Origin of the sequence: Pseudoalteromonas sp. 23_GOM-1509m, from assembly GCF_000518425.1 — a bacterium.
GTDB lineage: Bacteria > Pseudomonadota > Gammaproteobacteria > Enterobacterales > Alteromonadaceae > Pseudoalteromonas > Pseudoalteromonas tetraodonis.
Map to the genome: position 1 here is coordinate 241,419 of NZ_JADO01000009.1, position 23,122 is coordinate 264,540.

Consider the following 23,122-nt stretch of genomic DNA (forward strand, 5'->3'; position numbering starts at 1 on the left):
TACTATTCCTTTATTTTATGATGAGGACTGAGCTCTGTTATTAACTTAATACTCGAGACCATTTGGTCTAACTGAAAATGAGGCTGTAACTGCAAAACCGAAAAGTAATGACCCGGATTAGCCTTGTTTTCACTTACTTTTATTTTTGCATTACTGAGTGGGTATTTACTTCTAATGTGCTCAGACGCAGAGTCTGACGCGGTTGTATAGTTATTGATCCACGCTTGTAAATCTCTTTCACAGGCCTGTGCTGTGCTATAAGAACCAACACGGTCTCGGGCCAATAATTTTAAATAGTGCGCAAAGCGCGATACACATAAAATGTATTGCAACATAGACGATAAGCGCGCATTGATATTAGCAGCGCTTGAGTCGTAATTTTTTGTCTTTTGAACCGACGCATTACTGTAAAAAACAATATGTTCGGTATTTGTAACCGAAGAGGCTGGGATAAAACCGAGTTCAGAAAATTGCTTTTCAAACTTACTGGTTACTAACAAATCCAGTGGCGGCTTGGCTTCTTTTTGATAAGTATCATTAGCAAAACTATCGCGAGCTAGCCCTGTGACTAAGCCTTTTGACACTTTCCCTGGCTCTATACCACGTATATGCCCAAACCAGCCGCTATCGCAGTAAGCTCTGATTATTGTTGATACAAATTGATAGGCTGCATTTCCCCACAGCATATCTGTTTCTGGATTAATAATTTGTTCTTTGAAATAGAATTCTTGATGGCGCTTACCGTCATTAGCATAAGGCGGCCTAACTAGCACATGAGGGAGTGTAAAACCCATGAATCTAGCTTCTTCCATTTTTCTAAAGCTTTGCCATTTTATATATTCAGGCTGCTCAAAATGATTAAATAAATCAGAGTAATAACCTAAATCTGAAAAGCTATCAGCGCCAAATAAGTTAGCCGATGCCGAACATATAAAAGGAGAAAATGCTGCGGCAGCCGTTCTTGACACTTCTTTAATCGTATCTATATCGTTGTAAATAGTGCCCGCTGAGCAACCATTACTAATTTCATAATCACCAATCACAATACCAAAGGGCTCGCCGCCGGCACTGTCAAATTCGTTTTGATAGAGTAATTGAAAAAACGTACTTTGATCGAAATCTATCGCTTTATTTACGTCTTTTGAGAGCGTTGGCCAGTCACAATTAAGCAATTTAACTTTTACTTTTTTTTCTTTGTCTTGTTGCTCTGTTTGTAATAATAGCCACCATAGATTTCGCCAACTAGCTTCTAAATTTTGAAAGCTTTTTGCATGAATTATATGATTGAGTTGTGCAGAAATCAGTTGATCGAGTTCAATGATCACACGCTGTAAATAAGGACTCAATGACTCCTTATTCCAAGAAAGTGGAGAATCAGAAGAGCCTTCAAGCCATAATAATAACGCTTTATCTAGGTTTTTTTCGTTCAAAAACCTATCGAGTAAAGCGTCATTATCACTTATTCGAGACTGCGACTTTTGTTGAAAAGTGAAGTCTTGATTGATAAATGAAAACTCTTCGTGATTCATTCTATTGCATCATCCTTAATGCGAGAGAGCGGTATTATTAACCGATCTCTGGGATTTTAGCTACAAGGCGTAAAGAAGAAGTAAGCTCTTCCATTTGTAACCAAGGTTTAAGCCAAGCAACAGCGTTATAAGCACCGGGTTGTCCTGGGATCTCTTTTACAGATACTTTCGCATCAGCAAGAGGGTAACGTGCTCTAATATCTTGACCACCGCCCTCTGTCGCATTTACATAAGACAGAATCCAACGGTTTAACCATGATTCAACGTCTTCGGCTTCCATAAAGCTACCAATTTTATCGCGCGCCATTACTTTAAGGTAATGAGCAAAACGAGAAGTTGCCATTAAGTAAGGTAAGCGTGCTGAAATGGCAGCATTAGCGGTTGCATCAGGTGTTGAGTAGATTTTTGGTTTTTGACAGCTTTGGCCACCAAAGAAAACAGCATAATCAGTGTTTTTATAGTGACATAAAGGCAAGAAACCTAACTGGCTTAGCTCGGCCTCACGACGGTCTGTAATGCCAATTTCTGTTGGACATTTAAGATCTGGATCGCCATCATCACTTGTAAATATGTGCGTTGGTAAGCCTTCTACTTTACCACCACCCTCTGCGCCACGAATAGCAGTACAGAAACCATATTGAGAAAAAGCAGCGGTCATGTTTGTTGCCATAGCGTATGCGGCATTACTCCAACAGTAATCACTATTATCAGTGCTGACTGAACGGCCATCTTTCGCTTCAACTTCAAATTCTTCGTAGTTAAATTCTTCAACTGGTTTTGACGCTGCACCATAAGGTAAACGCGAAAGGAAACGCGGCATAGTAAGTGATACAAAGCGTGAATCATCGCTGTCTCTAAATGAACGCCATTTAGTGTATTCTAGTGATTCAAACACTTTTTCTAAATCACGTGGCTTAGTTAATTCTTCCCAATTATCAAAGCCAAATAACGACGGTGATGATGCGGCAATAAATGGACAGAAACCAGCGGCTGCAACATTAGACATTAAACTTAATGTTTCAACATCTTCTGGGTGATTCGTAAATTCAAAGTCACCTACAATCGTGCCATACGGTTCACCACCTGGGGTACCAAATTCTGACTCATATATTTTCTTAAAGGTTTGGCTTTGATCAAACTCAACAGCTTTACTTAAGTCTTTATGCAGCTCTTTCTTTTTCATGTTTAAAACACGAATTTTTAATGTTGAGCTAGTTTCAGAATTCATCACTAAGTGATGTAATCCGCGCCATGAGCCTTCAAGTTTTTGAAACTCATCCGTGTGCATTACGACACTTAACTGCTTTGAGATTTTTTGATCGATTAATTGAATTGCTTCATTAAACGTCACAGTCATGTTTTTGTTCCATTGAACTGTGCCTTTTAATGCTTCTTCAGTTAACGTTTTCAGTAACTCTTCAGCACGGCTTGACTCTGTTTGTTTAGTCGCACCAATTGCTTGCTCTAAAAGTGAAGAACTAACTTCTGCTACCGATTCTGATTCTGTTGCTAATTGTTCAGTGCTCATTTATCAGTCTCCTCTAAGTTAAGTTCTTTCGCCATCGAGTCTAAGCTTGCTGTATTACTTAAAACTTCTTCTAGTACGTTTTCAAGTTCTTCTGAGCGGTCAATCTTCGTCATCAAGTCACGAAGCTTGTTACGCGTTTCCATCAATTTGCGTAACGGCTCTACTTGATTTACAACGGCTGCAGGCTCGAAATCGTCAATCGATTTGAAGTTCAAGTTAACTTCAAACTGAGAACCATCATCCGTTAATGTGTTGTCTACTTTTAAACGTAGAGATGGGCTCATACGCTTTAAAACATCATTAAAGTTATCACGATCAATTTGAATAAAACGTCTATCTTTTAGTGGCTTAAGCGCTTCTGTATTATCACCAGAAAAATCGCCCATTACACCCACTACAAAGGGTAATTCTTTTTTTACTGCCGCGCCCTCAGTTTCCACATCATAAGTGATATGTACTCTAGGTTTACGAACTCGTTTTAACTTATCATGGATACTCATTGAGAACTCCTTTTACTATGTTTCAGTTTCGCTGATCTTAATGCCAGACAACTTAAAGTATCCAGTCCTAGCATCACTATCTGTAATTAACTCATTTAATAACTCAGGTAGCGATAATTCGCTCCATCGAATAACTTGTTCTATCGTGTAAGACATCGGTGAATGAGGTTCAGTCTTTCTGAAAAAAGTCGCAATTTCTTGAAGTTTTTTAATTGCGTTTTCTCTTGAATTAATCTCATCACTGCTAAGCTTTTTAGGTTGCTCTGAGTCAGCTTGAATCGCATCCTCAACGAGTTCCTCTTCAGGCTCAGCGTTAGCTTTATCTAGTGCAGTTTGCGCTGCTTCAAGCTTATCTGCTGCTACGTGTTTTACCGCCGCTAAGCTCACTTCTAATGCTTGTTTGATGTTAGACGTCGGTTGTGGCTCACCTGTCACCTCATCCATAACTTCGCTCAAGGCAGCAAACTGCTCTATCGCATCTTCAATATCGTTTTTTAAAGACACAAAAAATTCGGTACTGGTCTCAGCGGCACTTTTTTCTAATTGCTCAAAATCAACTGCGCCTTGGGCTATTTTCTTTTCGCGCTTTTCATCATTTAAACGCGAAATATCATACCCTTGCTGATACTCCCAAAAAGAAAAAGGATCCATACTGACACTGTCTGTCATATAAATGCTTTTTATTGGGATGATCAACGTGCCTTCACCGGCTGTACCATTTAAGCCAACTAAGGCAGACACTTTGTCTGAAATTTCATCACCGTCATCAAGTGTTGGATAAAGGGATTCAAAATGGTGTTCAAGCAAATACTTGGCAACGCGAAAACCAAACGCTATTCCTTTAAATCCGTGAACGCGGCATAAACCTTCAATTAGCCATGCAAGGTATTCAATATCCTTGCTTTCGCTTTTAACTGCCTCACTGCATTGTTCAAGTAATGGCAGCCAATCTCGCGAAAGTGAAGCAATTCCCTCTTCATCGACTAAGGCATTTCTTTCAGCCGCACGAAGTTGGTTTCTTAAATCTTTTAAGGCATAGTAAGTAGACGTTGGAGAGACGTCTGAGCGCGGATCAATACCTGCAAACTCAGCATCTGAAATAGGGGAAATATACTCTTCAAATAAAAACATTCCATTGTCCTAAATATTATCCATGTGCTCTAAGAAGCAAAGCGGAAATTATATTACATTCTTTAAATTAAATTACAAGCCTTGACGCTATTATGCCGATAAGCTGGCTAATGTTATTTTATAAATAATTGAAATAACAGTTTTTTTGTTCCTGATTTATTTACAACTTTTTTTCTTGATTATACTAAAACAGGATTAATCAGCTACTTAGTGAACAATGGAATCGTTGCCTCATCTTGCAAATTGCAAGATTGTATCGATTGATTGGCATCCACATCATCATATTTTACTAAAATACAGGTCACGTTATCTTTGGCTCCTCTGACTAACGAAGAATGCATTAACGCCATTCCTGAATCAATAATACTAGAGGGCTCTAATGACAAACATATTTCTTCATCTGATAACTCGCCAGTAAGACCATCTGAGCACAGTAAAAATATATCGCCTGTGTTTATATCCCCTTCAACAACATCAACTTTTACTTCATCCATTACTCCTACGGCACGGGTAATTACATTAGATAGTGGATGATTTTTAGCTTCTTCAACAGAAATCACTCCTTCATCTATTAAGTCGTTAACTTGGCTATGATCTCTAGAAACTTGAGTCAACTTACTATTGCGCAACAAATAAGCTCTGCTATCGCCAACCCATAAAATGTAATAGCGCTCATTTTTAACAAACAAAGCTGTCACCGTGCTGCCCGCTGTTTTGTTGCTTAAGTAGTGCGCGCTATATTCAGTTAATTGTTTATTTGCATCTTCAATGGCTTTAACAATGTCACTGACGTTTAAATCTTCTAGTTTAAACTTTTCAACATGGGTTCTTATAACATCAACAACTAATTGGCTGGCAACTTCACCCGCTTCATGTCCTCCCATACCATCAGCTACTACCCATAAATTATGGCTGTTAATTTCTACATGCGCGTCTTCGTTAAGTTGCCTAACAGCACCTCGGTGGGTAATGGCATAACTTGAGCTTAAATTATTAATCACTATTTTTTACCTGTGTAAAATTCCATTCCCAATGTTTCCATCGTCCATCTAGCATAGCGGCCACTTGATTTACAGGCGGTAGAGCCGAAGTGATCAACACCATAGGCTTAATATTGCATGAGCCATGAGTCCACCAAACACTGTAATCACCATACTTTTTATATAAAATGGCATGCATGGCATCTTGTAAAATGTGATCACTTAATTCGGTACCAGAAAACTCCAATGCTGTAGCCTGTTTATTCTTATCTAGCGAGTTTGCAAAACTAACTTGCTTTTTAGTTGAAGTAATTTCGCTCAAAGTATTAGCTAACTCTTTGCGCCAAGAAAATAAATCAACGGAGCCATCAAGTACTTTGAGTACTGCATCTTCGTACTCCAACGAAAAAACACCAGAATGAAGCACATCGACAGGAGCAATATGTGTTGTTCGCGTTACCGTGAGAGGATAATGCCTCCCCACAGCATCCATACTTGGCAATAACGTGCCCATAACGCCAGTATCACCCACAATATTTGGGCTTAAGGCAAAATGCCAAACGGGACCTGTTAAATAGTTTTCTTGCCAAACATCACCAAGCTGTTCTTTACTTACAGCAATGGCAGCCTGAAGCCATTGCTCCCAATGCTCTGAAAACTCTTTAGTAACATTATCTTGAACAAAGTCGCCTAAACAAGGGACTTTGCCAAGATAACCAATATCTACAATCGGGTCGGACATGAGAACTTCTCTACACTGCTATTCCAAAAAGGATGCCTGATTGAACTCGGCAATAATTCTACTTTTGCATTGTTACCCATTAGTGAGAAATGCAGCTCTAAGTCTTCTCGCGTTTTACTTCGCTTTTCACTCAGTTCATCTAACATTCTGTATAGTGACCACTCACCTTGGTAGGTGGTGTTAATTGAACGCCCACCATTTGGTGGAGTAAACACCACTCGAGTTTTGCTTTGACCACTTGCACCAGGCCAAACAAAATTGGTCACCTTAAGCGGACCATGACGATAAATCATAGATTGGCCATCAATTTCAATCATGAAGCTTGAGACCGTTTTGTCTAATTTAAAGGTACGCAAGCCAAACTCAATTCTTGGAGTATTACTACCACGGTCAAAAAATGCGGTTTGAATTTTGTAAGCATGCTCGAACATTTTTAACGTGTTGTTGCTAATACCGATATCTTTTTCAAACTTCCAAGGGGTTGAGCTCATGTCCACACTCGGGGCTACGTAGCTATTGAAAAAGTTGTCTATGGTGCCATTAGGACCAAAGAAGCGGGTAAAGTCTTTAATGCTGACTTCTTTTTCAGCCTGCGGAGCAAATGGGTAACGGCCCACAATCGCCGCGTTATACTCGCGTAAAACTTTACTTTTCCAAATTTCATTTAGATGCCTGTTAGCACTATTTTTGGTTATGTTGCTAGTATCTCTACTAATATCCAGTAACCAACTATTAAATGGATAAGGTAAGTCGCTGCTTTGATACTCTAATTGGCGAATAAAGCTAGGTTTACTCTTACCGCTTATTTGATCCTTAATGGAGTACTTAAGCTGATCGCCTCTATCAAGCTTGGTTAAATAAATATTTAACTCTCTTAAATTTTTCTGAATATTATCAAGTTGCTGAACATCAATATCAATAATATCTTCAAAGGCTTCTTCTACTTGGTAACCTGGTAGATCAATTTCAAATTTTGGAGCTTCATCAGGTAAAAAGCGCTTAATTCGATTTGCTTTAGTTTGCATAGCGACTTTAGCGGCATTGGCTGCCACATCACCAGCTACTTTTTGATTTTCAGATACTGGTAGTTTAGTAAGCTGAACATTCTTTTTCACCGCATTAATGATATTTTTAATCGGTGCTTCAGAGCCTGCTAGCACATCAGTAATATTGACGCCTTCAGCGGGTGAGCTGTATTGATTAAGACTCAAGTCATCTAAAAATGACTGCCAATAATAAATGTAATCTTGGAAATAGCGCTGCTCTAGTTTCTTCTCTATCTCCGCTTTAGAAATATCGTAAGTTCCTGAGGCTTCTTGCCCGTAAACCCAGCTACTAGCCATTAAGTTGCCAAGCATTTTTCCTTTTTCAATATTAAAAATGCCATGAAAACCATTAAAAGTGTATAACCCTGGAATGCTTCGCGTTAAGTCGCCGTTATTACGAAAAGTAAACTTTTGTGCACTTTCAAAGCTAATAATATCGGTTAGTCTGAAAGGCGGAATACTACTATCGAGAAAATCAGCTTGAAGACGCTGGTATGCTCTTTCCGCAATCGGTAGTTTAGTTAACTCTGCACGTGCAACTCGCACAGCTTGGTTATCTATTTCGGTTTGCGTGATTCCCTCATTGAGTAAAGCTGAAATATGATTCATTAACTCACCACGCGTTTGCATATTCAAATCACCGGGTAAGTTTCTGTCTAAATAAGCACTGAACCACACCACAATATCTTCACTTTCAAAGTATTCAGGTTTAAACAACATTAAGTAACACTTTAGCGTTTCATATAAATAGCTTAGGTGTTCTGGATGCGCTTCCATTTCCTTAATTAAAGTATTAGCAACAAATGGCTCTAAATACGTTTGTAAAGAACGCTTGTAAGCATTAGTAGAAGATTCTTTAATTTCGGTTAACTTATTAAAACCAACTGATGAAGCATCCTCAGGGTTAATAAGCTCAGAGTTAGTAGCAGGTAGATTTCTCAGTGCATTTAGTCTGTCGTTCAACACCAATAAATTATTTCTATCAAACGAAGAGGCATCGAGCTCTTGGTAAGTAGTAATTGCCTCATCAGTGGCGTCTATTAAGTTGCTATTCCATGCAAAACTAAAGTACCACGAAACTGAAAAACCTAATAAAGCAACACACGCAGTTGAAATACTTGCAACGCGAAGCCATTTGTTTTGCTTATCATGATGTTTGTTAGTGCTTGCTAAGTTTTGCTCAGGAAAAATAACACTTTCTAAAACATTCTTAATAAAGAAACTTTTAGATTGATTTATGTAATCTGTTTTCCCTGCACTCGCATCATTTAAAAAGCTTGACGGTGTCCCTTCTTGCGTCGCACTGGTTAAGTACACCCCTCTGAACATGGGTAATTCTTCATAGGCATTGGGGGTGAAAATTTCTTTTAAAAAGTCATCACCTACGCCCTGCAATACCCGTAACTGTCGAGGGAATTCAAAAATTTTGGCACGGATAGCTTCGTTTCGCTCATTGATAAGCCGACGATTTAACATCTCTGTAAGCTTAGAAATTAAAGCATGGAACTCTTTATTGAACGCATCTACCTGAGTATCTTTATCTAAATCAAGTTCAAAGGTAATTCCCCAAACCTGCTCACATTCTTCTTCAGTTAGCTCAGCAAAAAACTCTCTAAAGCCTTCAATTAAATCAACTTTAGAAAAAATAACATAAACAGGAAATGTCATCCCTAGTTGGTTTTGTAATTCTTGAAGACGCTGTTTTATAGCACGAGCATGTAGGTTTCGCTCAGTTTTGGTCTGGCTCATTAGCTCAGAAATACCCATGCTGATCATCACGCCATTAATAGGACGTAACGGACGATGCTTTCTTAATAACCCTAAAAAACCTTCCCATGCTCTTGAGTCATGTTTTGCGTGGCTACTTTGTGTTGTGTAACGCCCTGCGGTATCAATTAATACCGCTTTATTGGTAAACCACCAGTCACAATTACGCGTACCGCCTACACCATGAACTAAGTCAACGCCTAGCTTATCTTTTAATGGATAATCGAGGCCTGAGTTATGAATAACCGTTGTTTTACCTGCACCCGGAGGGCCAATCATAATATACCAAGGTAACTGGTATATATTTTTACCTTTAAATAGCTTTACATCTTTTAGTAAATCTATAGCTTCATTCATTCTCGTTTTAAGAGTAGTAATTTCTTCGTTTACTTCACTACTATTGGCATCATTGTTATCAATTAACTCATCCGCCATTTTTTCATCGCGCTTATTTTGCTGCATAAGACGATAAATTTTGGTCACTGAAAAAACTAATAATACCAATAAAATAGTTAATAATCGTGATGCTACACCTGCAAGCGGTACATAGTCTGCCACTGCGATTAAAGGGCCACCAAACCAAATTAATAATGATAAGGCTAAAAAGCCGATAATTAATATAGCGGTTCGTGATGTTAGTGCGTAGGTTATTTTTTTAAATTTTTGTGAGAAACTCATTGCAGCCTCATTAAAATAATAGATCGATTTCAATTCGTCGGTTTAATGACCGAGAAGCTGAATCTGAATTGCTGGCGATAGGCTCTGCAGCGCCCTTTCCTTCTGGCCATAAACGACCGCTTAAGTTGGTACTTTTAGCCATTAAATTAGCAACCTGTGTTGCTCTGGCTAAAGAAAGATGCCAATTAGAAGGATACTTATCTGTACTAATTGGTAAGTCATCTGTGTGGCCCGTTATAAGCACTCGCCCTTTAGTTCCCTCTAAGCTTAACGCTAACTTTTCTAAAATAGGCTGAAATGATGGAAGTAGTTGAGAATCCCCTTGTTTAAACAAATTTTCACTGTTTATCGTTATGCGGATCCCATCGGAATTTTTTGCAACAGCAACAATCCCCATTTTAATTTCTGTTTGCAGTAACTGTTCAAGTACACGCAGCTGCTGATCTTTTTTATCAACCGTTTGATTAACAGCTAACGGATGAATGCCCGCTAGTTTTTCATTAATCGCAAAAACATCGTTATTTAGCTTCATATTTATTGATAGATAAATCATCAATAATATCAGCCCCAGCACAGAAAATATGACCCACAGTGGCACTTGATTTCTTAGTTCAACACCTGCAGCAACTCTTTGTTGCCAGTTTGGAGATAGTTTATTATTAATCGGGCCATCAAGCTGATTGAGTAAATGATAAAGCTGTGAACGATACTCTTCGACTTTTGTATCGCCGCCGGCATCTAATCGATATTTCCCTTTAAAGCCTAAGTTTAAACAGTGGTATTGCAACTCCAAAAACTGTTTGTTTTTTTCAGGTTGCCCTAACCCGGCATCAAGTAGAGTATAAAAATACTCACCACCAAAGGTTTCTTTGTGAAAAGTCGACAGCAGACTTTCATCAGCCCACTCCATTGAGCTCCACTTTGAATTCAATACAGACTCATCAAGAATAGCGCATAGGCAATAGCGTGAATTATTAATCACTTCTTTTGATAGGTGCTGGTTACGGACTTCCACTTCAAAACGCTTTATAGCCTCAACACAGCGGTGTTTGAGCGCTGCTAGATTGCTCATTTCAAGCGATTGATTTATGGATATCACAAGAGAAAAGCAATCTGTTGCCGCTTCTAACAAGGGATTTTTAAAAATTGATACCTTATTATTGCTCATCGGCTTTGCAGAGGGTGGCTCAACCGACATAACGGTTTTATCAGCATCATTTTGCGTTGCACCACTGCTTGGGGTATTTCGCCCTAGTCGGCCAGGGCGTGGTTTTATAATGGTTTCGTCCATTGAAACTCTTCCTTTTAAAAAGTTAAGTTCTAATAGCCCAAAGGCTTAATTGGAGTTCTGGGTAACTTCCTGAGAGGTGGATAGCAATTCCTCCGCTGGAGCGCAGTTTTTCCCAATGTTCACCATGGCGATTTAATTCAAAATAATGAAAACCAGCATGGTAAGGGATCTGTCTTGGCGCTGTTGGCAAGTTACTAATTGTAATACCTGGGATCTGGTTGTTAACAAGATCACGAATGGTTTCAACGCTGCCAATTTTAATTTGCGAAGGTAGAATTTTTCTCAACTCTTCATGCGGAACGCTTGCTTTAATTGCTAAAACAAACTGCGCTGAATTTAAAATAGATTTATCTTTTAAGGCACCAAACGAAATACCAAACTTACTTTGTTCAAGCTTAATTTCAGTCGCGGTTTGCTCAATTACATGGCTTAATGATTGGTATAAAAAGTTAACCACTTCACTAAACACTTGCCCTAAATTTGTGTGATCATAATTAGGTAATTTAGGCACTCTTTTATTAGCCGTGCTAAAGGTTGATAACTCACCTGCCAGTTCAATTAAGCGGCTATAAAACACGTTCGGATGTAAACTATTAACGCTGAGCAAATTATTAAATATCGCGTCATATTTATTTAGTGTTTGCAGCATTATAAAATCTGCAACTGACGTACTACCCGCATAACCTTGGCACAACCTAGCAGCAATGCTTTCAGCGCGTTGCTTTATCATTGAGCCAATTTCTCTCACTAGCCCCGATAAAGGTTTACACTGCCCTACTTTTAAAGAGGGAGGAATGTACTTTGCATCTAACTTTATTTGCCCTTCGCTGCTCACATCCACTATTCGTGCTAAAGGCAACACGATATACCCTGAATGATCATCAGAAGACAGCATCAACTTACTGTATACTTTTGCAACTTGAATTATTTCTTGAGACTGCGCTCCCAATAAGTCATCACTCACTGCCAAATCGTTAAGCTTATAGCGAGTAACCATATTATCGTCAGTTGACGATATATTAACGCCACTATTTTTTAGCGCAGGAATAGCCAAATAAACAATTTCATCAAACACATCTTTATTAACCACTAAAGGCTCAGGTAAAGAGGTTGACTGAGGCATATCAATTGGCAATAGATCCGGGGTGATTGCAGTTAATGAATCAACAGCGAATTGACCACTGTTAAGTAATTCATTATCAATACTAATATCAATTATTCCCCATGGATCAGCAAGGTTTCCACTGCATACTTGCTTAATCACATTTGAAATATATTTATCTGATTGCTGAAAGTGCTGAGGTCTTAAAAACATCCCCTCAGTCCAAGCAACACGAGTGTTATCACCCATTTTAAAAATCCTTTTTATTGCTCTCTCATGTATGTAGCAATCGCTTCTACATTTACATTGATGTCGTCATAACCGGTGGGGTCAACTTCAATAACCGCTCTCCACCTTGCTTGGTCTATATTTCTGTAAGCAACAACAACCCCAACATAACGAGTATTACGATTAAGGCTCATTTTATATTGCTGTACTGAATCAGGTTGAAGCTCTAACTCATCCTTTTTTAATAAATCAGGGCCTAATATCTTTTCTGGCGTATCGTATAAGCTAAAAAAATCCTGCGTGTCAAAAATTGTTCTTGAGCTCAACTCAAAAATTTTCATCACCACCGGAGAAGGGCGTTCTGATGTATCCGGATTAACATTTTTAGATACATTGATGATCAGATCTGTAGAAGGAGGTACGATTTTATTCATCGTAGTACATCCCAGTACCAAAAATAGTAAACTAAAACTCATTAAATAGAGCTTAACTTTATGCATTATTTACTTTCCTTTCTAGAGCGTTTCTTTGATTCGATCGTTATATGCTTTTAAAAAATCATCAGACATAGCCATAGCGCCTTTCGCGTTAACTTCCTGAGAAATATCATCATATAAACTTTGATATAACTTCCAGCATTTAGACTCTATTTGGCCTGGAATAATTTTTAACACGTTAGAATTATCGTTTGCCTGTTGATTAATTTGCACGGGAGAAACTTGCGATAACATCCCTTTGAGCACGCCATCTGCACCAGCGAGCAGTGCTTGCTCGTGCTTGCGTGTATCTACAAAGCTTTCTTTAATAGATTCATTCGAAGACAGAAAGCTTGCACTATTTTTTATGAACAAGTTCTGAATAACATCATCAATATTGGCAGAAAACTTCAATGGGTTGTTCTGTTCGGTCTGAAACATTGTATGGTTCAGTCTTAATTTGTTCTTTACAATCGCGCGTTGGCGTAAAGATTCCATGAGCTCTGTCAGTAATAAACTTAAGCCCTGCCCCATCTCAAACCACAGCTTTTCATTATCTAGAGCACTTTTAAGCTCATCCTTAATCCCCAATCCGTTTAAAAAGGCATCACAAAACACTTTATCATTTTGAGCAAAGCTTTTTACAGGCGCTGTTTGTTTTACAGCTTGCTGCTCAGCATTATAACGTTTAGTCGGCGCACTTTCTTTTATTGGAGCTGGAGTGTCAACTGGCGCTGAAGAATTCACTTCGTCATTACCAAGATCAAACTCATCGGTATTCATAAGGCGAGTTAGTTCATCCCAATCTTCTGGAATATGATTATCCACTGTTGCTTGTTGTGAAATTACAGATACCGCAGGCATAGACTCATTCATAATTGAATCATTGAATAACGGCGCAGACTCTGCAGTTTGACTACTATGTGAAGCAAATGTACTTACTTGTTGAGAACTGTTTGAAGTAATAGGATTACTAATATCTGCGTGTGGCTCATCAGCTAAACTAACATCAACCTGAAAATCACCAATAGTTAAGACATCACTATCTGACAAACGTTGTTTATTACCTTGACCTAAAGGCGCCACTGCAAAATTAATAAACAAACCATTGGTTGAATTATCGTATATATAAAAAGAATCGCCTTCTTTTTCAATTCTACCGTGCTTACTTGAGATAATTTTTTCAGGATCGGGGAGATGCCAATCGCATCCCTCAGAACGGCCAAAAGTGAGTGAATCTTTTACCGTTTTGGTAGCTTCGATTTCAGGCGAAAGTCTGTGATAACTAGTGATGTTTAGTATCAGTTCCATTTGATAAGTCAGTCCCTATAGCATTATTGTGAACAGGATAAAGTAGAAGCGAAACTATTGTCAACATTGAAATTAACACAGGAAAATGTCGCATTGTAGATTTTGTCTCTAAAACAATACGCCCTATATACTCATCGACGGCGTTTGTTACTTTTCTTTTTAATGCTTTTTAACTAGGCCAAAAATAAACACTTTAGAGACATCTTCTGGCTTTAAACCGACTTTTTCAATTCACTATAAAGCGAGTTCACCGGTAACAATATGCTATTCAGGCATTGCTATAATTGTATATTTTTGTAAAATACATGCTTATATCAGAGGGAAAATTGATAGGTAAGTAGAGATTATTTACCTTTGTAATTATTTAACTAAACACAATAAAAGGATTTTTTAATGAGCAATATTAATGATAACAACGATAAAACTCAGATTGCTTCTCTAGACTCCAGCACAAAAAAAACATCAAGCATCCATAAACAAAACCTCCTCGGCAAAAAGATATCCGATCGCTACCTAATTGAAGAGCTCATCGGGCAAGGTGGAATGTGTTATATATATCGTGCGCGAGATACCTTTTTAGAAAACAGCGGTCGCTCTGAAGCATCGGTCGCTATAAAAGTGCTCCAAGAAGAGTTTTCCAACTCTGAAGAAGCTATTTCATTATTGAAAGATGAAACAGCAAAAACACAACAACTTGCTCACCCTAGTATTGTAAAAGTGTACTCAGCAGACTCTGATGGCGATTTATATTATGTCACTATGGAGCTCATTGAGGGAGAAACTCTAGAACAAATTATTAAGCGAAATAAACCATCAGGTTTAGCGTTTAAAAAAGCGAAAATTATTTTAGAGCAATTAACTGACGCCCTTATATATGCCCACTCACGTGGCGTAATACATAATGATCTTAAGCCTTCGAATATTATTTTTGACTCTAATGGTAACCTCAAAGTGCTTGATTTTGGTATTGCTAAACACAAAAGTTTGGACGACCAATATGCTGTTAAAAACGAAAGTGAGTTTGCAACCATTGGTGGTTATACTCCAACGTATGCTAGCCCTGAGCAGCTAAAAGGCGGCGAAGCATCCATTAAAGATGATGTATTTTCATTTGCCTGTATTGCTTATGAGCTTCTGAGCAGTAAGCACCCATTTAACCGCATTGCTGCAGATAAAGTCCCTAAAAATACTACTGTAAAAAAACCAAGTAATTGCCCTCTCCTTTTATGGAAAAATTTACATAAAGCATTATCTTTAAGCGCCAGCCAAAGACTCGATTCACTAGAACAAATTTCAAAAACGCTAAAAGTGAACTTAAAACCCGCTATTTTTGCCAGTGTGGCTAGTGTGGCAATTATTGCCTTAATCACTCAAAATTATTTTTCAAGCTCAGATAATACCAAGCAATTACAGGCACAACTTGATAACGCCAAGGCAATCAACCAACAAGTGGAAGCATGGATGTCTTGGCAAGGCCCTACTATTTTAAACAAACTAGAACAAATTCCGCCACAGTATGAGGTGCTTAAACAAGGATTACTCAGATCAAATCAGCAAAGTATATTAGATAGCTTTAATGATGAAGCAAGCCAGTTTAATAATATTGCGGGCCGTAAATTTAAAGATTTTGATAAAATAATAGCGGTCTATTCTAATGCACTGAACTACTATCCCGATTCAGAAAAACTTTCGATGCAATTAGAAAGTGTATTGAGGGAGCGCCAATCAATTATTTTTGATATTACCGCGAGAATAGATTTATTACTCGAACAATCACGCTACAACGAAGACCAGCCCAATAGTATTGCTCATCTCGTTAAAGATCTAAAAGAAGTAGATAAAACTTACCGTTATCAACCAACGGATCTGCATCTTGATAACTTTACTGTTGCGTTAAACACAGCCATAGAAAGCGATGATGTCATCACACAAAAAGTACTTTTAAATGTGGGTAAAATTGTATTTTCAAATAACAAAAAAGCAGAAGAGCTTCTTGCTAATTTAATGAAGCGTGAGTCTGCAATTAATGCACTAACCGCATACCAACAAAAGATTAATTTAGGCGAACAAGCTGAGTTTCCTCGTGCCGATGCGGTCGTTTTTTATGGTCCAAAGTTTCAACGCTTTTCTGCACAATTAGAAACTATTGAAGATCATAAAGCTTTAATGGAATTTGAAGAGTTTATTAAATCCGAATCGACAGCACTACCCAACGATTTTTCTCTTTTGGTATCGCTTAGAAAAGAATTATCGAGACGTTACATTAGTACAGCGAACGATTTAATGAAAAAAAGAATGTATAAAGCAGCTGAGCGTTTGGTTGAAAAAAGTGAGGCCATCACGCAATCGTTAGACAATATGCTTTAAACAACTCTTATTTATTGCTCAAAAATAACACAGATATAATTGAATATAGATTAGTTAGCTATTAGACTAACCCAAAATATACACAATAAAGTCAAGGACGACGAGTGCATTTTCATCATCATACACTCCGCCAAGATTTTAAAATATATAGACTTTTTATAATTAATGGAGTACCTATGAAAAATTTAAGCTTATTAGCTGCAGCCGTTATACTTACGGGTTGTTCGACAACTTCTAGTGTAAACAAAACAGAGGAAGTAGTTATTGAGCCAACGCCTCAAGTTAGCGAAGAGAATGCGCCAATATCACTGACTGTTATTACTAACCCTGCTGACTCTAGAGTACGTATTATGAATATAGTGCCTGTATATCAAGACGCTATTGAACTAGATGCAGGTAAATATGATATCGAAGTAAGTAAAGCAGGTTATGTGACTTATAGGAAATGGGTAACGGTTGACAAAAAAACCATCTTAACTATTGAGCTAGATGAAAAACAGCTAAGCCAGTCTGCGCAATAAGCGAATGATCAATTTAAAATGCCTTTATTACGCTCAATAAAGGCATTTTAAATACGGTAATAGGCAAACCACGCGTAACTAATTATACTAATATTAACCACAATACATACCCATAGCACTGCAATAAAGACTCGCTTTTGTGACTTATGTCGTAAACTTTGCTGCGCAATAAGTGCACCGGGCCATCCTCCAAATAAAGCCAATAGATGTAAGTGTCGTTCAGGTATACGACTCACCTTTTTATGGTTTGATTGTACCGCTTTTCGCTTATCCCATGCGTAATATACAAATGTAATACAGCTGATCGATGAAACATATATGGGTAAGTACATTTCAACTTCATTATTTAAGTAAGCTAACCAAAATAAGGCTATAAACAAGCTGGAAAATATAATTAAGCTACTTTTTATCAAAAAATAATCGCCTATAATGAAGATAATTAAAAGAAACACCAAGGTTAAATTATGACATATTTAAAGGCTTCGATGCTGCTGTTTTCACTATGTATATTCAGTATTCAAGCAAATAATAAAACGGATTTACTAGAGCCTGAGCTTGCGGTATTCACTCCTTACTTAGGTACTTGGCAAGCTGATTTTCATATAGATAAAAACCCGCTTCCAACCCAAGATGTGACCAAATGGGAGCGCACCTTAAATGGTAAAGCCATTCGCACAACGCATTCTATAAATGAAGGTGAGTATGGGGGCGAATCAATGATTTTCTATGATCGCAAAAAACAGTCATTAGTATTTTATTATTTTACTACGGCTGGCTTTTATACCAAAGGAGTCATGAAAGTGTTGAGCCCAACACAATTTGTTGCTTATGAAGACGTCACTGGCAGCCAAGAGGGCATCACTAAAGTTAAATCAACTAGTGAATTCAAGGATGAGCAATTTGTTGTTTCCACCAGCTATTTAAAAAAAGGTGAATGGACTAAGCCGCAAATTCGCACCTACCATCGCAGCAATAAAGAAGTAAAGTTTAAATAAGTTTTACTTATTGCCTTGTAATACCTAAAAACGTATTAGTTCTTTAAAAAACAGTGTTCTAGCCATTAATAATTACGATTTTGAACTAGAACACTGATCTTAAGTTACTTTATAAATTTTTTAAACGCATTATCAACAGGCGTATCTGCAAGATGGTTGGTGTAATTACTCATCACCTTTTGCGCAAGACCCAACACAATTTCAAGAAGCTGTTGTTTTGTATACCCTGCTGCAAAAAACTTTTCCTGCTGTGACTGACTTAACACACCACGTTCTCGTGTCATTTCAAGCGTTGTCTCACGAAGTGTCTCAAGTTTAGGATCAGCAAGCGGGGTTTTATTGACTAATGCATCCACAATATTCTCATCAACTTTCATGGCAGCCGCTATACCACTGTGTACTGGCACACAATAATGGCACTCGTGCTCAACATTAATTGATTGCCAAACAACCGTTAACTCTTGTGCATTAAACGATGTTTTTTGAAATAACTCATGCAGTACTTGATAACCCTTTAGCAATGTTGGTGCCTCAGCCATCACAGCATGAAGATTAGGCAACATTCCAAAAGCGGCGACAGAGTCTGCTAATAAAGGTTTTGCCTCTGCTGATGCATTTTCTTGCGTGTATAAGGTAAATTCAGCCATAGTTTGCTCCTATATAATAAATAGTATTAAGTCGTGTTGAGAAACATATTATTTGATTTTGAGCGGTCGCTCAAGTTAAAATTGAACAGTCGCTCAAATTAATAGAAACTATTATGGCCAATAAAATTAAATTTGAACGTGAACATGTTGTTCGCGTGGCAAGTCAGCTGTTCTGGGAGAAAGGCTTTCATGCTACTTCTACCCGCGATTTACAGGAAGCTATAAATATGCGACCAGGAAGTATTTACTCTGCATTTGGCTCTAAAGAGGGGTTATACAGCGAATCTTTAAAAGACTACACCGTACAGATGAAAAGCCAAATTGAGGGCTTTATAGCAAACTCTGATTCGATTTTAGGTGGTTTGCGGGCATTTGTTGAAAATGTAATTATTAAAACCAAGGACTGCAGTCCAAGTGCTATTTGTATGTTAGTAAAAGCAAATACCGAATTTGCTGAAAAAGACACGGCTTTAAGTGAGTTAAGCGCAGGCTTACTGACTAAATTTGAATCTTATTTAACCACATTGTTTACCCGCGCTATTGAAAATGGTGAGCTAAGCGGTGATTTAACTGCAACTGCATACGCACAATTTTTCCAAGTGCAATTTACAGGATTACGAGGTTACTTTAATCGCCCTGCAGTCGAGCATTTGGCGATGCCGATGATCAACCAAATGTTTGTACTAATCAAAAAACTGTAATCCTATTGGGTGCTTGTCTTTGCGCTTAAATAAACTCTTTTTATATTCCGTTTGATTATTCAGCGTATAAAAAAGCGGCTAATCTGTATTAAATTAGCCGCTTGTTTAACTCTAAATAAAAAATTTACGTTTTCAACTTATTCAGCTCAGCGTCTTGCTGTGCAACCAACTTATTGAGTTCTTGGCTGCTATCGCCTGCCTGAGCAGATAAATCAGAGAGCTGAGATGCCGCATCAGAAATAATAGTTAAATTACGATTTATTTCTTCAGTGACCAAACTTTGCTCTTCAGCTGCGGTTGCAATATGGGTGATTTGGTTAGTTATTTCATCCACTTTTACAACAACACTGTGCAGTGCATCAAAGGCAGTAGAAGTTTCATCAACTGCATTTTCAGCACGTACAACGCCTTTTTCAATGACAGTTGAGGCATTTCCTACTTCTGATAACAAGCTATCAATTAGGCTGCTAATATCATCGGTGGATGAGCGAGTTTTAGACGCTAAAGCCCTAACTTCATCCGCAACAACAGCAAAACCTCGGCCATGTTCACCTGCACGTGCAGCCTCAATGGCGGCATTCAATGCCAGTAAATTTGTTTGCTCAGAAATAGTTCGGATCACATCCAAAATTTGCGTAATATCATTACTACGTGAGGCCACTTTTTCGACTGCTTGGTTGGCTTCTTTGATTTCCTCAGACATTGTTTTAACTTGGGTCATCGCAGAAGATAAACTCGACTCGCTGCTAACCACTAAGGTATTGATTTCATCAGCTTGTTGCGCAGATTGCTCAGAAGCTTTTGCCACTTCAAGTGCTGTCGCGCTCATTTCGTTCATTGCCGTCACAACACTTTCAATTTCTTTAAACTGTGCCTGAACATTATGCTTGGTTTCTACGGCAATATTTGAGGTAACTTCGCCTTGATGCTTGGTTTGATCCGAGACCGCTTTTAGCTCACTAATAAGTTCACGCAGTTTTGATAAAAACTTATTAAATCCTCCGGCCAAAGCTATAAGCTCAGCATGCGTATCAACATGTAGTGTTTGTGTTAAATCACCTTCAGAGCTGGCTAGGTTATCTACACGTTCTTGTATTTGTTTAAGTGGCGCTACAACACTGCCTACTACAAGCTTCATTACTATAAATGCCAATACCGCAATCACAGTCCCCGTGATCAAAATAATCACACCCAGCTCTTTTGCAGCCTCAGACATCCCAGCAGTTAATTGAATAGGTCCTTCAAAGGCAAGTTCAGCGGGTACTTCAATTAGCAGCATCCATTTCACATCAGCAAGCTTAATTTCAATCGGGTAAGACACCATTATTTCAGCGCCTTGTTTGTTTGTTCCTTTGGTGCCTTTTAGAGCTTTATAACTCTCATAACTTTTAGCGCTAACCGCTTCTTTTAAAGGGCGACCTAGTTTTTCTTTGTAGTGGCTCGTACCTACAATTAAACCTAAATGACTAAGTAACGTTACTTTTGCTTTACCATCGTAAAGCGCTTTTGAAAGCTCTTCTGTCAATTTTTGAAATACAGGTAGTGTAATATCCGCGCCTGTTACCCCTACAAACTGGCCTGATTTAATAATAGGTACCACTAAAGAGGTCATCATTTCAGAATAACCCGGTGTTATTTCATAGAGGTAGGGTTCCATAATGCAGGGTTTTAATTTGTCTTTTGCACATAAGTACCATTCGGCTTCACGTAAACCGAATTCATTAATTTTATCAACATATTTTTCTGAGGCATCTTCTACTACTTGTTGTTCAACAACGCCGTTCGAATTTCTCGTTAGATAAACCTCTAGTGTGCCAGCTCCAGCAACTGAATGATCGTACCCTTGGGTAAAATCACTATCTTTGCCATCAAAGCCATTTTTTTCAAACTGTGAGTAAATACTAGAAATAACATCATTGCTTTCTAGTATTGAGCGATTTAGTAGAACAACAGACTCTCTGTTTATGGATGTTTTATCGGCGTCTTCTAAAATACTGCCAAGAGAGTATGGGATCCGATAAGCTTCATTGATAAATGCCGCGATTTTCTCACCGTATGCGGCTGCATTTGCGGTTAAGCGACCATCTACTTCACTGACAATTAATGCTTCTGCCTCTGAAGAGGTTTGTGCATTACTTGATGATAATTTAGACCACAATATTCCTGAAAATAGTACAACCGTTAAAAGTATACTTCCAACACTTATCCACAATAACTTTTTTGCTAACGCTATTTCCCGCATTAAAATTACCTTACCTTACATATGTATTTTTTAGTTTAGACCAATTAAAAGAACATACTATAAAATATTTCAGAAATACCGTTTAGTGACTTATTTTAGTATTTAGTGTTCGGCTAACTTTGTTTAGTTAACCGTTGAGTGATTAAACAAACGAGCAAAAGTAAGCTAGCGCTTACCCACAAACAGGCCTGCAGCCCATATACTTTATACATAAAACCAGAAAGTACTGTCCCGACCAGTCTTCCTGCAGCGTTAGCCATGTAATAAAAACCTACATCCAAAGAAACACCATCACTTTTAGCAAGGCTGACAATCAAATAACTGTGTAATGATGAGTTAATAGCAAATGCAGCACCAAAAATAAATAACCCAACAATTAGCGTAGTGTTTACAGCTATATTCAACTGCATCAAACAAGCTAATAACAAGGTAACACACGCCAATAATCCCCCCCAGTAAAACGCTTTCTTTATCGCATCATTACTGACAAGTGACTTGCCTGTAATTTTTGGTGCTTGAGATTGCACTACCCCATAAGCAATCACCCATAGTGCCATAAAACCACTAACCCACCAGTGTGGCCAATTAAATTGCGAGGCTAAATAAACAGGCAGTGCAACAACAAACCATACATCACGAGCAGCAAATAAACAAAACCGAGCGGCACTGAGTAAATTAATTGCCCTAGACTTAGAAAATAACGCTTTAAATTTTGGTTTATTTTTAGCTTTGCCTATATCACCCTCTAAATACACTAAGCTAATGATCCAAGCGATAGTTAAAAGCATAATTAAAGCAACTAACGCTCCAACAAATCCTAATAAAGTAAGTAATAGCCCCCCTAAAAAGAAGCCAACTCCTTTTAATGCATTTTTAGAGCCCGTTAATATAGCAATCCATTTGTATAATTGGCTTTGCTGATTGTCACCTTCGGGAACTAAATATTTAATCGCACTTTTAGCGCTCATTTTATTGAGATCTTTGGCAACCCCACTTAAGGCTTGCGCTAACATTACATAACTTACCGATAACCAATCGCTTGGTGCACACAACATAGCTAAAGCCACAACTTGCAACCCTAATCCTATGTTCATGGTTTTATTTAAACCTAAATGCGCACCTAACCAACCGCCAATTAAGTTAGTAATAACCCCAAATAACTCATAAAACACAAACAGCATGGCAATCGCGAGCGCGCCATACCCTAACTGATGAAAATACAGCACCACCAACATGCGAAGTGCGCCATCTGTTAGTGTAAAAGCCCAGTAATTACCCGTAATAATACCATACTGTTTTAAAGCCGATGGTAAATTGGCGATTTGCGAAAACATCTTCAA

General features: G+C 38.1%; 19 protein-coding genes. 4 read left to right on the forward strand and 15 right to left on the reverse strand.

What is annotated here, in order from left to right; genetic code table 11:
* Positions 1-2: 2 nt before the first annotated feature.
* The 11 genes from tssC (N523_RS0102945) to tagH all read right to left on the reverse strand — a co-directional run bounded on the left by tssC (N523_RS0102945) (position 3) and on the right by tagH (position 14,309).
* Positions 3-1,529 (reverse strand): type VI secretion system contractile sheath large subunit, encoded by a 1,527-nt coding sequence (gene tssC / locus N523_RS0102945; RefSeq protein ID WP_028834236.1) that lies wholly within the window; start codon positions 1,527-1,529, stop codon positions 3-5.
* Between the two features lie 37 nt (positions 1,530-1,566).
* Positions 1,567-3,057, reverse strand: a complete 1,491-nt coding sequence (gene tssC / locus N523_RS0102950; RefSeq protein ID WP_013462966.1) for a type VI secretion system contractile sheath large subunit — start codon at positions 3,055-3,057, stop codon at positions 1,567-1,569.
* Positions 3,054-3,557, reverse strand: coding sequence for a type VI secretion system contractile sheath small subunit (gene tssB, locus N523_RS0102955; RefSeq protein ID WP_010389380.1), 504 nt, complete (start codon positions 3,555-3,557; stop codon positions 3,054-3,056). Before tssB ends, tssC (N523_RS0102950) begins: the two co-directional genes overlap by 4 nt.
* A gap of 15 nt (positions 3,558-3,572) precedes the next feature.
* Complete coding sequence (tssA, locus tag N523_RS0102960) at positions 3,573-4,688, reverse strand: type VI secretion system protein TssA (protein WP_024602746.1); 1,116 nt, start codon at positions 4,686-4,688, stop codon at positions 3,573-3,575.
* A 203-nt stretch (positions 4,689-4,891) separates the two neighbouring features.
* Complete coding sequence (locus tag N523_RS0102965) at positions 4,892-5,689, reverse strand: PP2C family protein-serine/threonine phosphatase (RefSeq protein WP_028834237.1); 798 nt, start codon at positions 5,687-5,689, stop codon at positions 4,892-4,894.
* Complete coding sequence (tagF, locus tag N523_RS0102970; protein WP_024602748.1) at positions 5,682-6,410, reverse strand: type VI secretion system-associated protein TagF; 729 nt, start codon at positions 6,408-6,410, stop codon at positions 5,682-5,684. Before tagF ends, N523_RS0102965 begins: the two co-directional genes overlap by 8 nt.
* On the reverse strand, positions 6,392-9,901 hold the full coding sequence (gene tssM / locus N523_RS0102975; RefSeq protein ID WP_028834238.1) for a type VI secretion system membrane subunit TssM: 3,510 nt from the start codon (positions 9,899-9,901) through the stop codon (positions 6,392-6,394). The genes tagF and tssM overlap by 19 nt, the downstream gene beginning before the upstream one ends.
* Before the next feature lie 10 nt (positions 9,902-9,911).
* Positions 9,912-11,192, reverse strand: coding sequence for a type VI secretion system protein TssL, long form (gene tssL, locus N523_RS0102980; RefSeq protein WP_028834239.1), 1,281 nt, complete (start codon positions 11,190-11,192; stop codon positions 9,912-9,914).
* Between the two features lie 22 nt (positions 11,193-11,214).
* Positions 11,215-12,543 (reverse strand): type VI secretion system baseplate subunit TssK, encoded by a 1,329-nt coding sequence (gene tssK, locus N523_RS0102985; protein ID WP_013462960.1) that lies wholly within the window; start codon positions 12,541-12,543, stop codon positions 11,215-11,217.
* A 14-nt stretch (positions 12,544-12,557) separates the two neighbouring features.
* Positions 12,558-13,022, reverse strand: coding sequence for a type VI secretion system lipoprotein TssJ (gene tssJ, locus N523_RS0102990; protein WP_013462959.1), 465 nt, complete (start codon positions 13,020-13,022; stop codon positions 12,558-12,560).
* A gap of 15 nt (positions 13,023-13,037) precedes the next feature.
* Positions 13,038-14,309 (reverse strand): type VI secretion system-associated FHA domain protein TagH, encoded by a 1,272-nt coding sequence (gene tagH / locus N523_RS0102995; protein WP_028834240.1) that lies wholly within the window; start codon positions 14,307-14,309, stop codon positions 13,038-13,040.
* 393 nt (positions 14,310-14,702) lie between these two features.
* On the opposite strand from tagH, the gene N523_RS0103000 reads away from it, so the two are divergent.
* Together N523_RS0103000 and N523_RS0103005 are read left to right on the forward strand one after the other, a co-directional pair.
* Entirely contained in the window at positions 14,703-16,676 is a 1,974-nt protein-coding gene (locus N523_RS0103000) for a serine/threonine-protein kinase (protein ID WP_028834241.1), read from the forward strand.
* A 176-nt stretch (positions 16,677-16,852) separates the two neighbouring features.
* Complete coding sequence (locus N523_RS0103005; RefSeq protein ID WP_028834242.1) at positions 16,853-17,197, forward strand: PEGA domain-containing protein; 345 nt, start codon at positions 16,853-16,855, stop codon at positions 17,195-17,197.
* Positions 17,198-17,244: 47 nt separating this feature from the next.
* Here the strand turns inward: N523_RS0103005 and N523_RS0103010 are convergent, their stop codons facing one another.
* Positions 17,245-17,610 (reverse strand): DUF1294 domain-containing protein, encoded by a 366-nt coding sequence (locus tag N523_RS0103010; RefSeq protein ID WP_028834243.1) that lies wholly within the window; start codon positions 17,608-17,610, stop codon positions 17,245-17,247.
* Positions 17,611-17,661: 51 nt separating this feature from the next.
* On the opposite strand from N523_RS0103010, the gene N523_RS0103015 reads away from it, so the two are divergent.
* Positions 17,662-18,192, forward strand: a complete 531-nt coding sequence (locus N523_RS0103015) for a hypothetical protein (RefSeq protein ID WP_013462954.1) — start codon at positions 17,662-17,664, stop codon at positions 18,190-18,192.
* Positions 18,193-18,296: 104 nt separating this feature from the next.
* On the opposite strand, the gene N523_RS0103020 is transcribed toward N523_RS0103015, so the two are convergent.
* Positions 18,297-18,839: a carboxymuconolactone decarboxylase family protein gene (locus tag N523_RS0103020; protein WP_028834244.1), complete on the reverse strand. Its 543-nt coding sequence runs from the start codon at positions 18,837-18,839 to the stop codon at positions 18,297-18,299.
* Positions 18,840-18,952: 113 nt separating this feature from the next.
* Between N523_RS0103020 and N523_RS0103025 the strand changes: the two genes are divergently transcribed.
* A complete protein-coding gene (locus N523_RS0103025; protein ID WP_013462952.1) occupies positions 18,953-19,540 on the forward strand; it encodes a TetR/AcrR family transcriptional regulator in 588 nt (195 codons plus the stop codon).
* Positions 19,541-19,664: 124 nt separating this feature from the next.
* On the opposite strand, the gene N523_RS0103030 is transcribed toward N523_RS0103025, so the two are convergent.
* Together N523_RS0103030 and arsJ are read right to left on the reverse strand one after the other, a co-directional pair.
* Positions 19,665-21,782 carry a methyl-accepting chemotaxis protein gene (locus tag N523_RS0103030; protein ID WP_028834245.1) on the reverse strand — a complete coding sequence of 706 codons (2,118 nt, stop codon included), beginning with the start codon at positions 21,780-21,782 and terminating at the stop codon, positions 19,665-19,667.
* Positions 21,783-21,895: 113 nt separating this feature from the next.
* Positions 21,896-23,116 carry an organoarsenical effux MFS transporter ArsJ gene (arsJ, locus tag N523_RS0103035; RefSeq protein ID WP_028834246.1) on the reverse strand — a complete coding sequence of 407 codons (1,221 nt, stop codon included), beginning with the start codon at positions 23,114-23,116 and terminating at the stop codon, positions 21,896-21,898.
* Between the last annotated feature and the right edge of the window lie 6 nt (positions 23,117-23,122).

What these genes read in the sequence shown, in the direction of transcription:
- tssA (WP_024602746.1), bottom strand. Translation starts at nt 4,688, where the DNA reads ATGTTTTTATTTGAAGAGTATATTTCCCCTATTTCAGATGCTGAGTTT.
- tssL (WP_028834239.1), bottom strand. Translation starts at nt 11,192, where the DNA reads ATGGACGAAACCATTATAAAACCACGCCCTGGCCGACTAGGGCGAAAT.
- tssM (WP_028834238.1), bottom strand. Translation starts at nt 9,901, where the DNA reads ATGAGTTTCTCACAAAAATTTAAAAAAATAACCTACGCACTAACATCA.
- N523_RS0103000 (WP_028834241.1), top strand. Translation starts at nt 14,703, where the DNA reads ATGAGCAATATTAATGATAACAACGATAAAACTCAGATTGCTTCTCTA.
- N523_RS0103015 (WP_013462954.1), top strand. Translation starts at nt 17,662, where the DNA reads ATGACATATTTAAAGGCTTCGATGCTGCTGTTTTCACTATGTATATTC.
- tagF (WP_024602748.1), bottom strand. Translation starts at nt 6,410, where the DNA reads ATGTCCGACCCGATTGTAGATATTGGTTATCTTGGCAAAGTCCCTTGT.
- tssC (WP_028834236.1), bottom strand. Translation starts at nt 1,529, where the DNA reads ATGAATCACGAAGAGTTTTCATTTATCAATCAAGACTTCACTTTTCAA.
- N523_RS0103025 (WP_013462952.1), top strand. Translation starts at nt 18,953, where the DNA reads ATGGCCAATAAAATTAAATTTGAACGTGAACATGTTGTTCGCGTGGCA.
- tssJ (WP_013462959.1), bottom strand. Translation starts at nt 13,022, where the DNA reads ATGCATAAAGTTAAGCTCTATTTAATGAGTTTTAGTTTACTATTTTTG.
- N523_RS0103005 (WP_028834242.1), top strand. Translation starts at nt 16,853, where the DNA reads ATGAAAAATTTAAGCTTATTAGCTGCAGCCGTTATACTTACGGGTTGT.
- tssC (WP_013462966.1), bottom strand. Translation starts at nt 3,057, where the DNA reads ATGAGCACTGAACAATTAGCAACAGAATCAGAATCGGTAGCAGAAGTT.
- N523_RS0103020 (WP_028834244.1), bottom strand. Translation starts at nt 18,839, where the DNA reads ATGGCTGAATTTACCTTATACACGCAAGAAAATGCATCAGCAGAGGCA.
- tssB (WP_010389380.1), bottom strand. Translation starts at nt 3,557, where the DNA reads ATGAGTATCCATGATAAGTTAAAACGAGTTCGTAAACCTAGAGTACAT.
- arsJ (WP_028834246.1), bottom strand. Translation starts at nt 23,116, where the DNA reads ATGTTTTCGCAAATCGCCAATTTACCATCGGCTTTAAAACAGTATGGT.
- N523_RS0103030 (WP_028834245.1), bottom strand. Translation starts at nt 21,782, where the DNA reads ATGCGGGAAATAGCGTTAGCAAAAAAGTTATTGTGGATAAGTGTTGGA.
- tssK (WP_013462960.1), bottom strand. Translation starts at nt 12,543, where the DNA reads ATGGGTGATAACACTCGTGTTGCTTGGACTGAGGGGATGTTTTTAAGA.
- tagH (WP_028834240.1), bottom strand. Translation starts at nt 14,309, where the DNA reads ATGGAACTGATACTAAACATCACTAGTTATCACAGACTTTCGCCTGAA.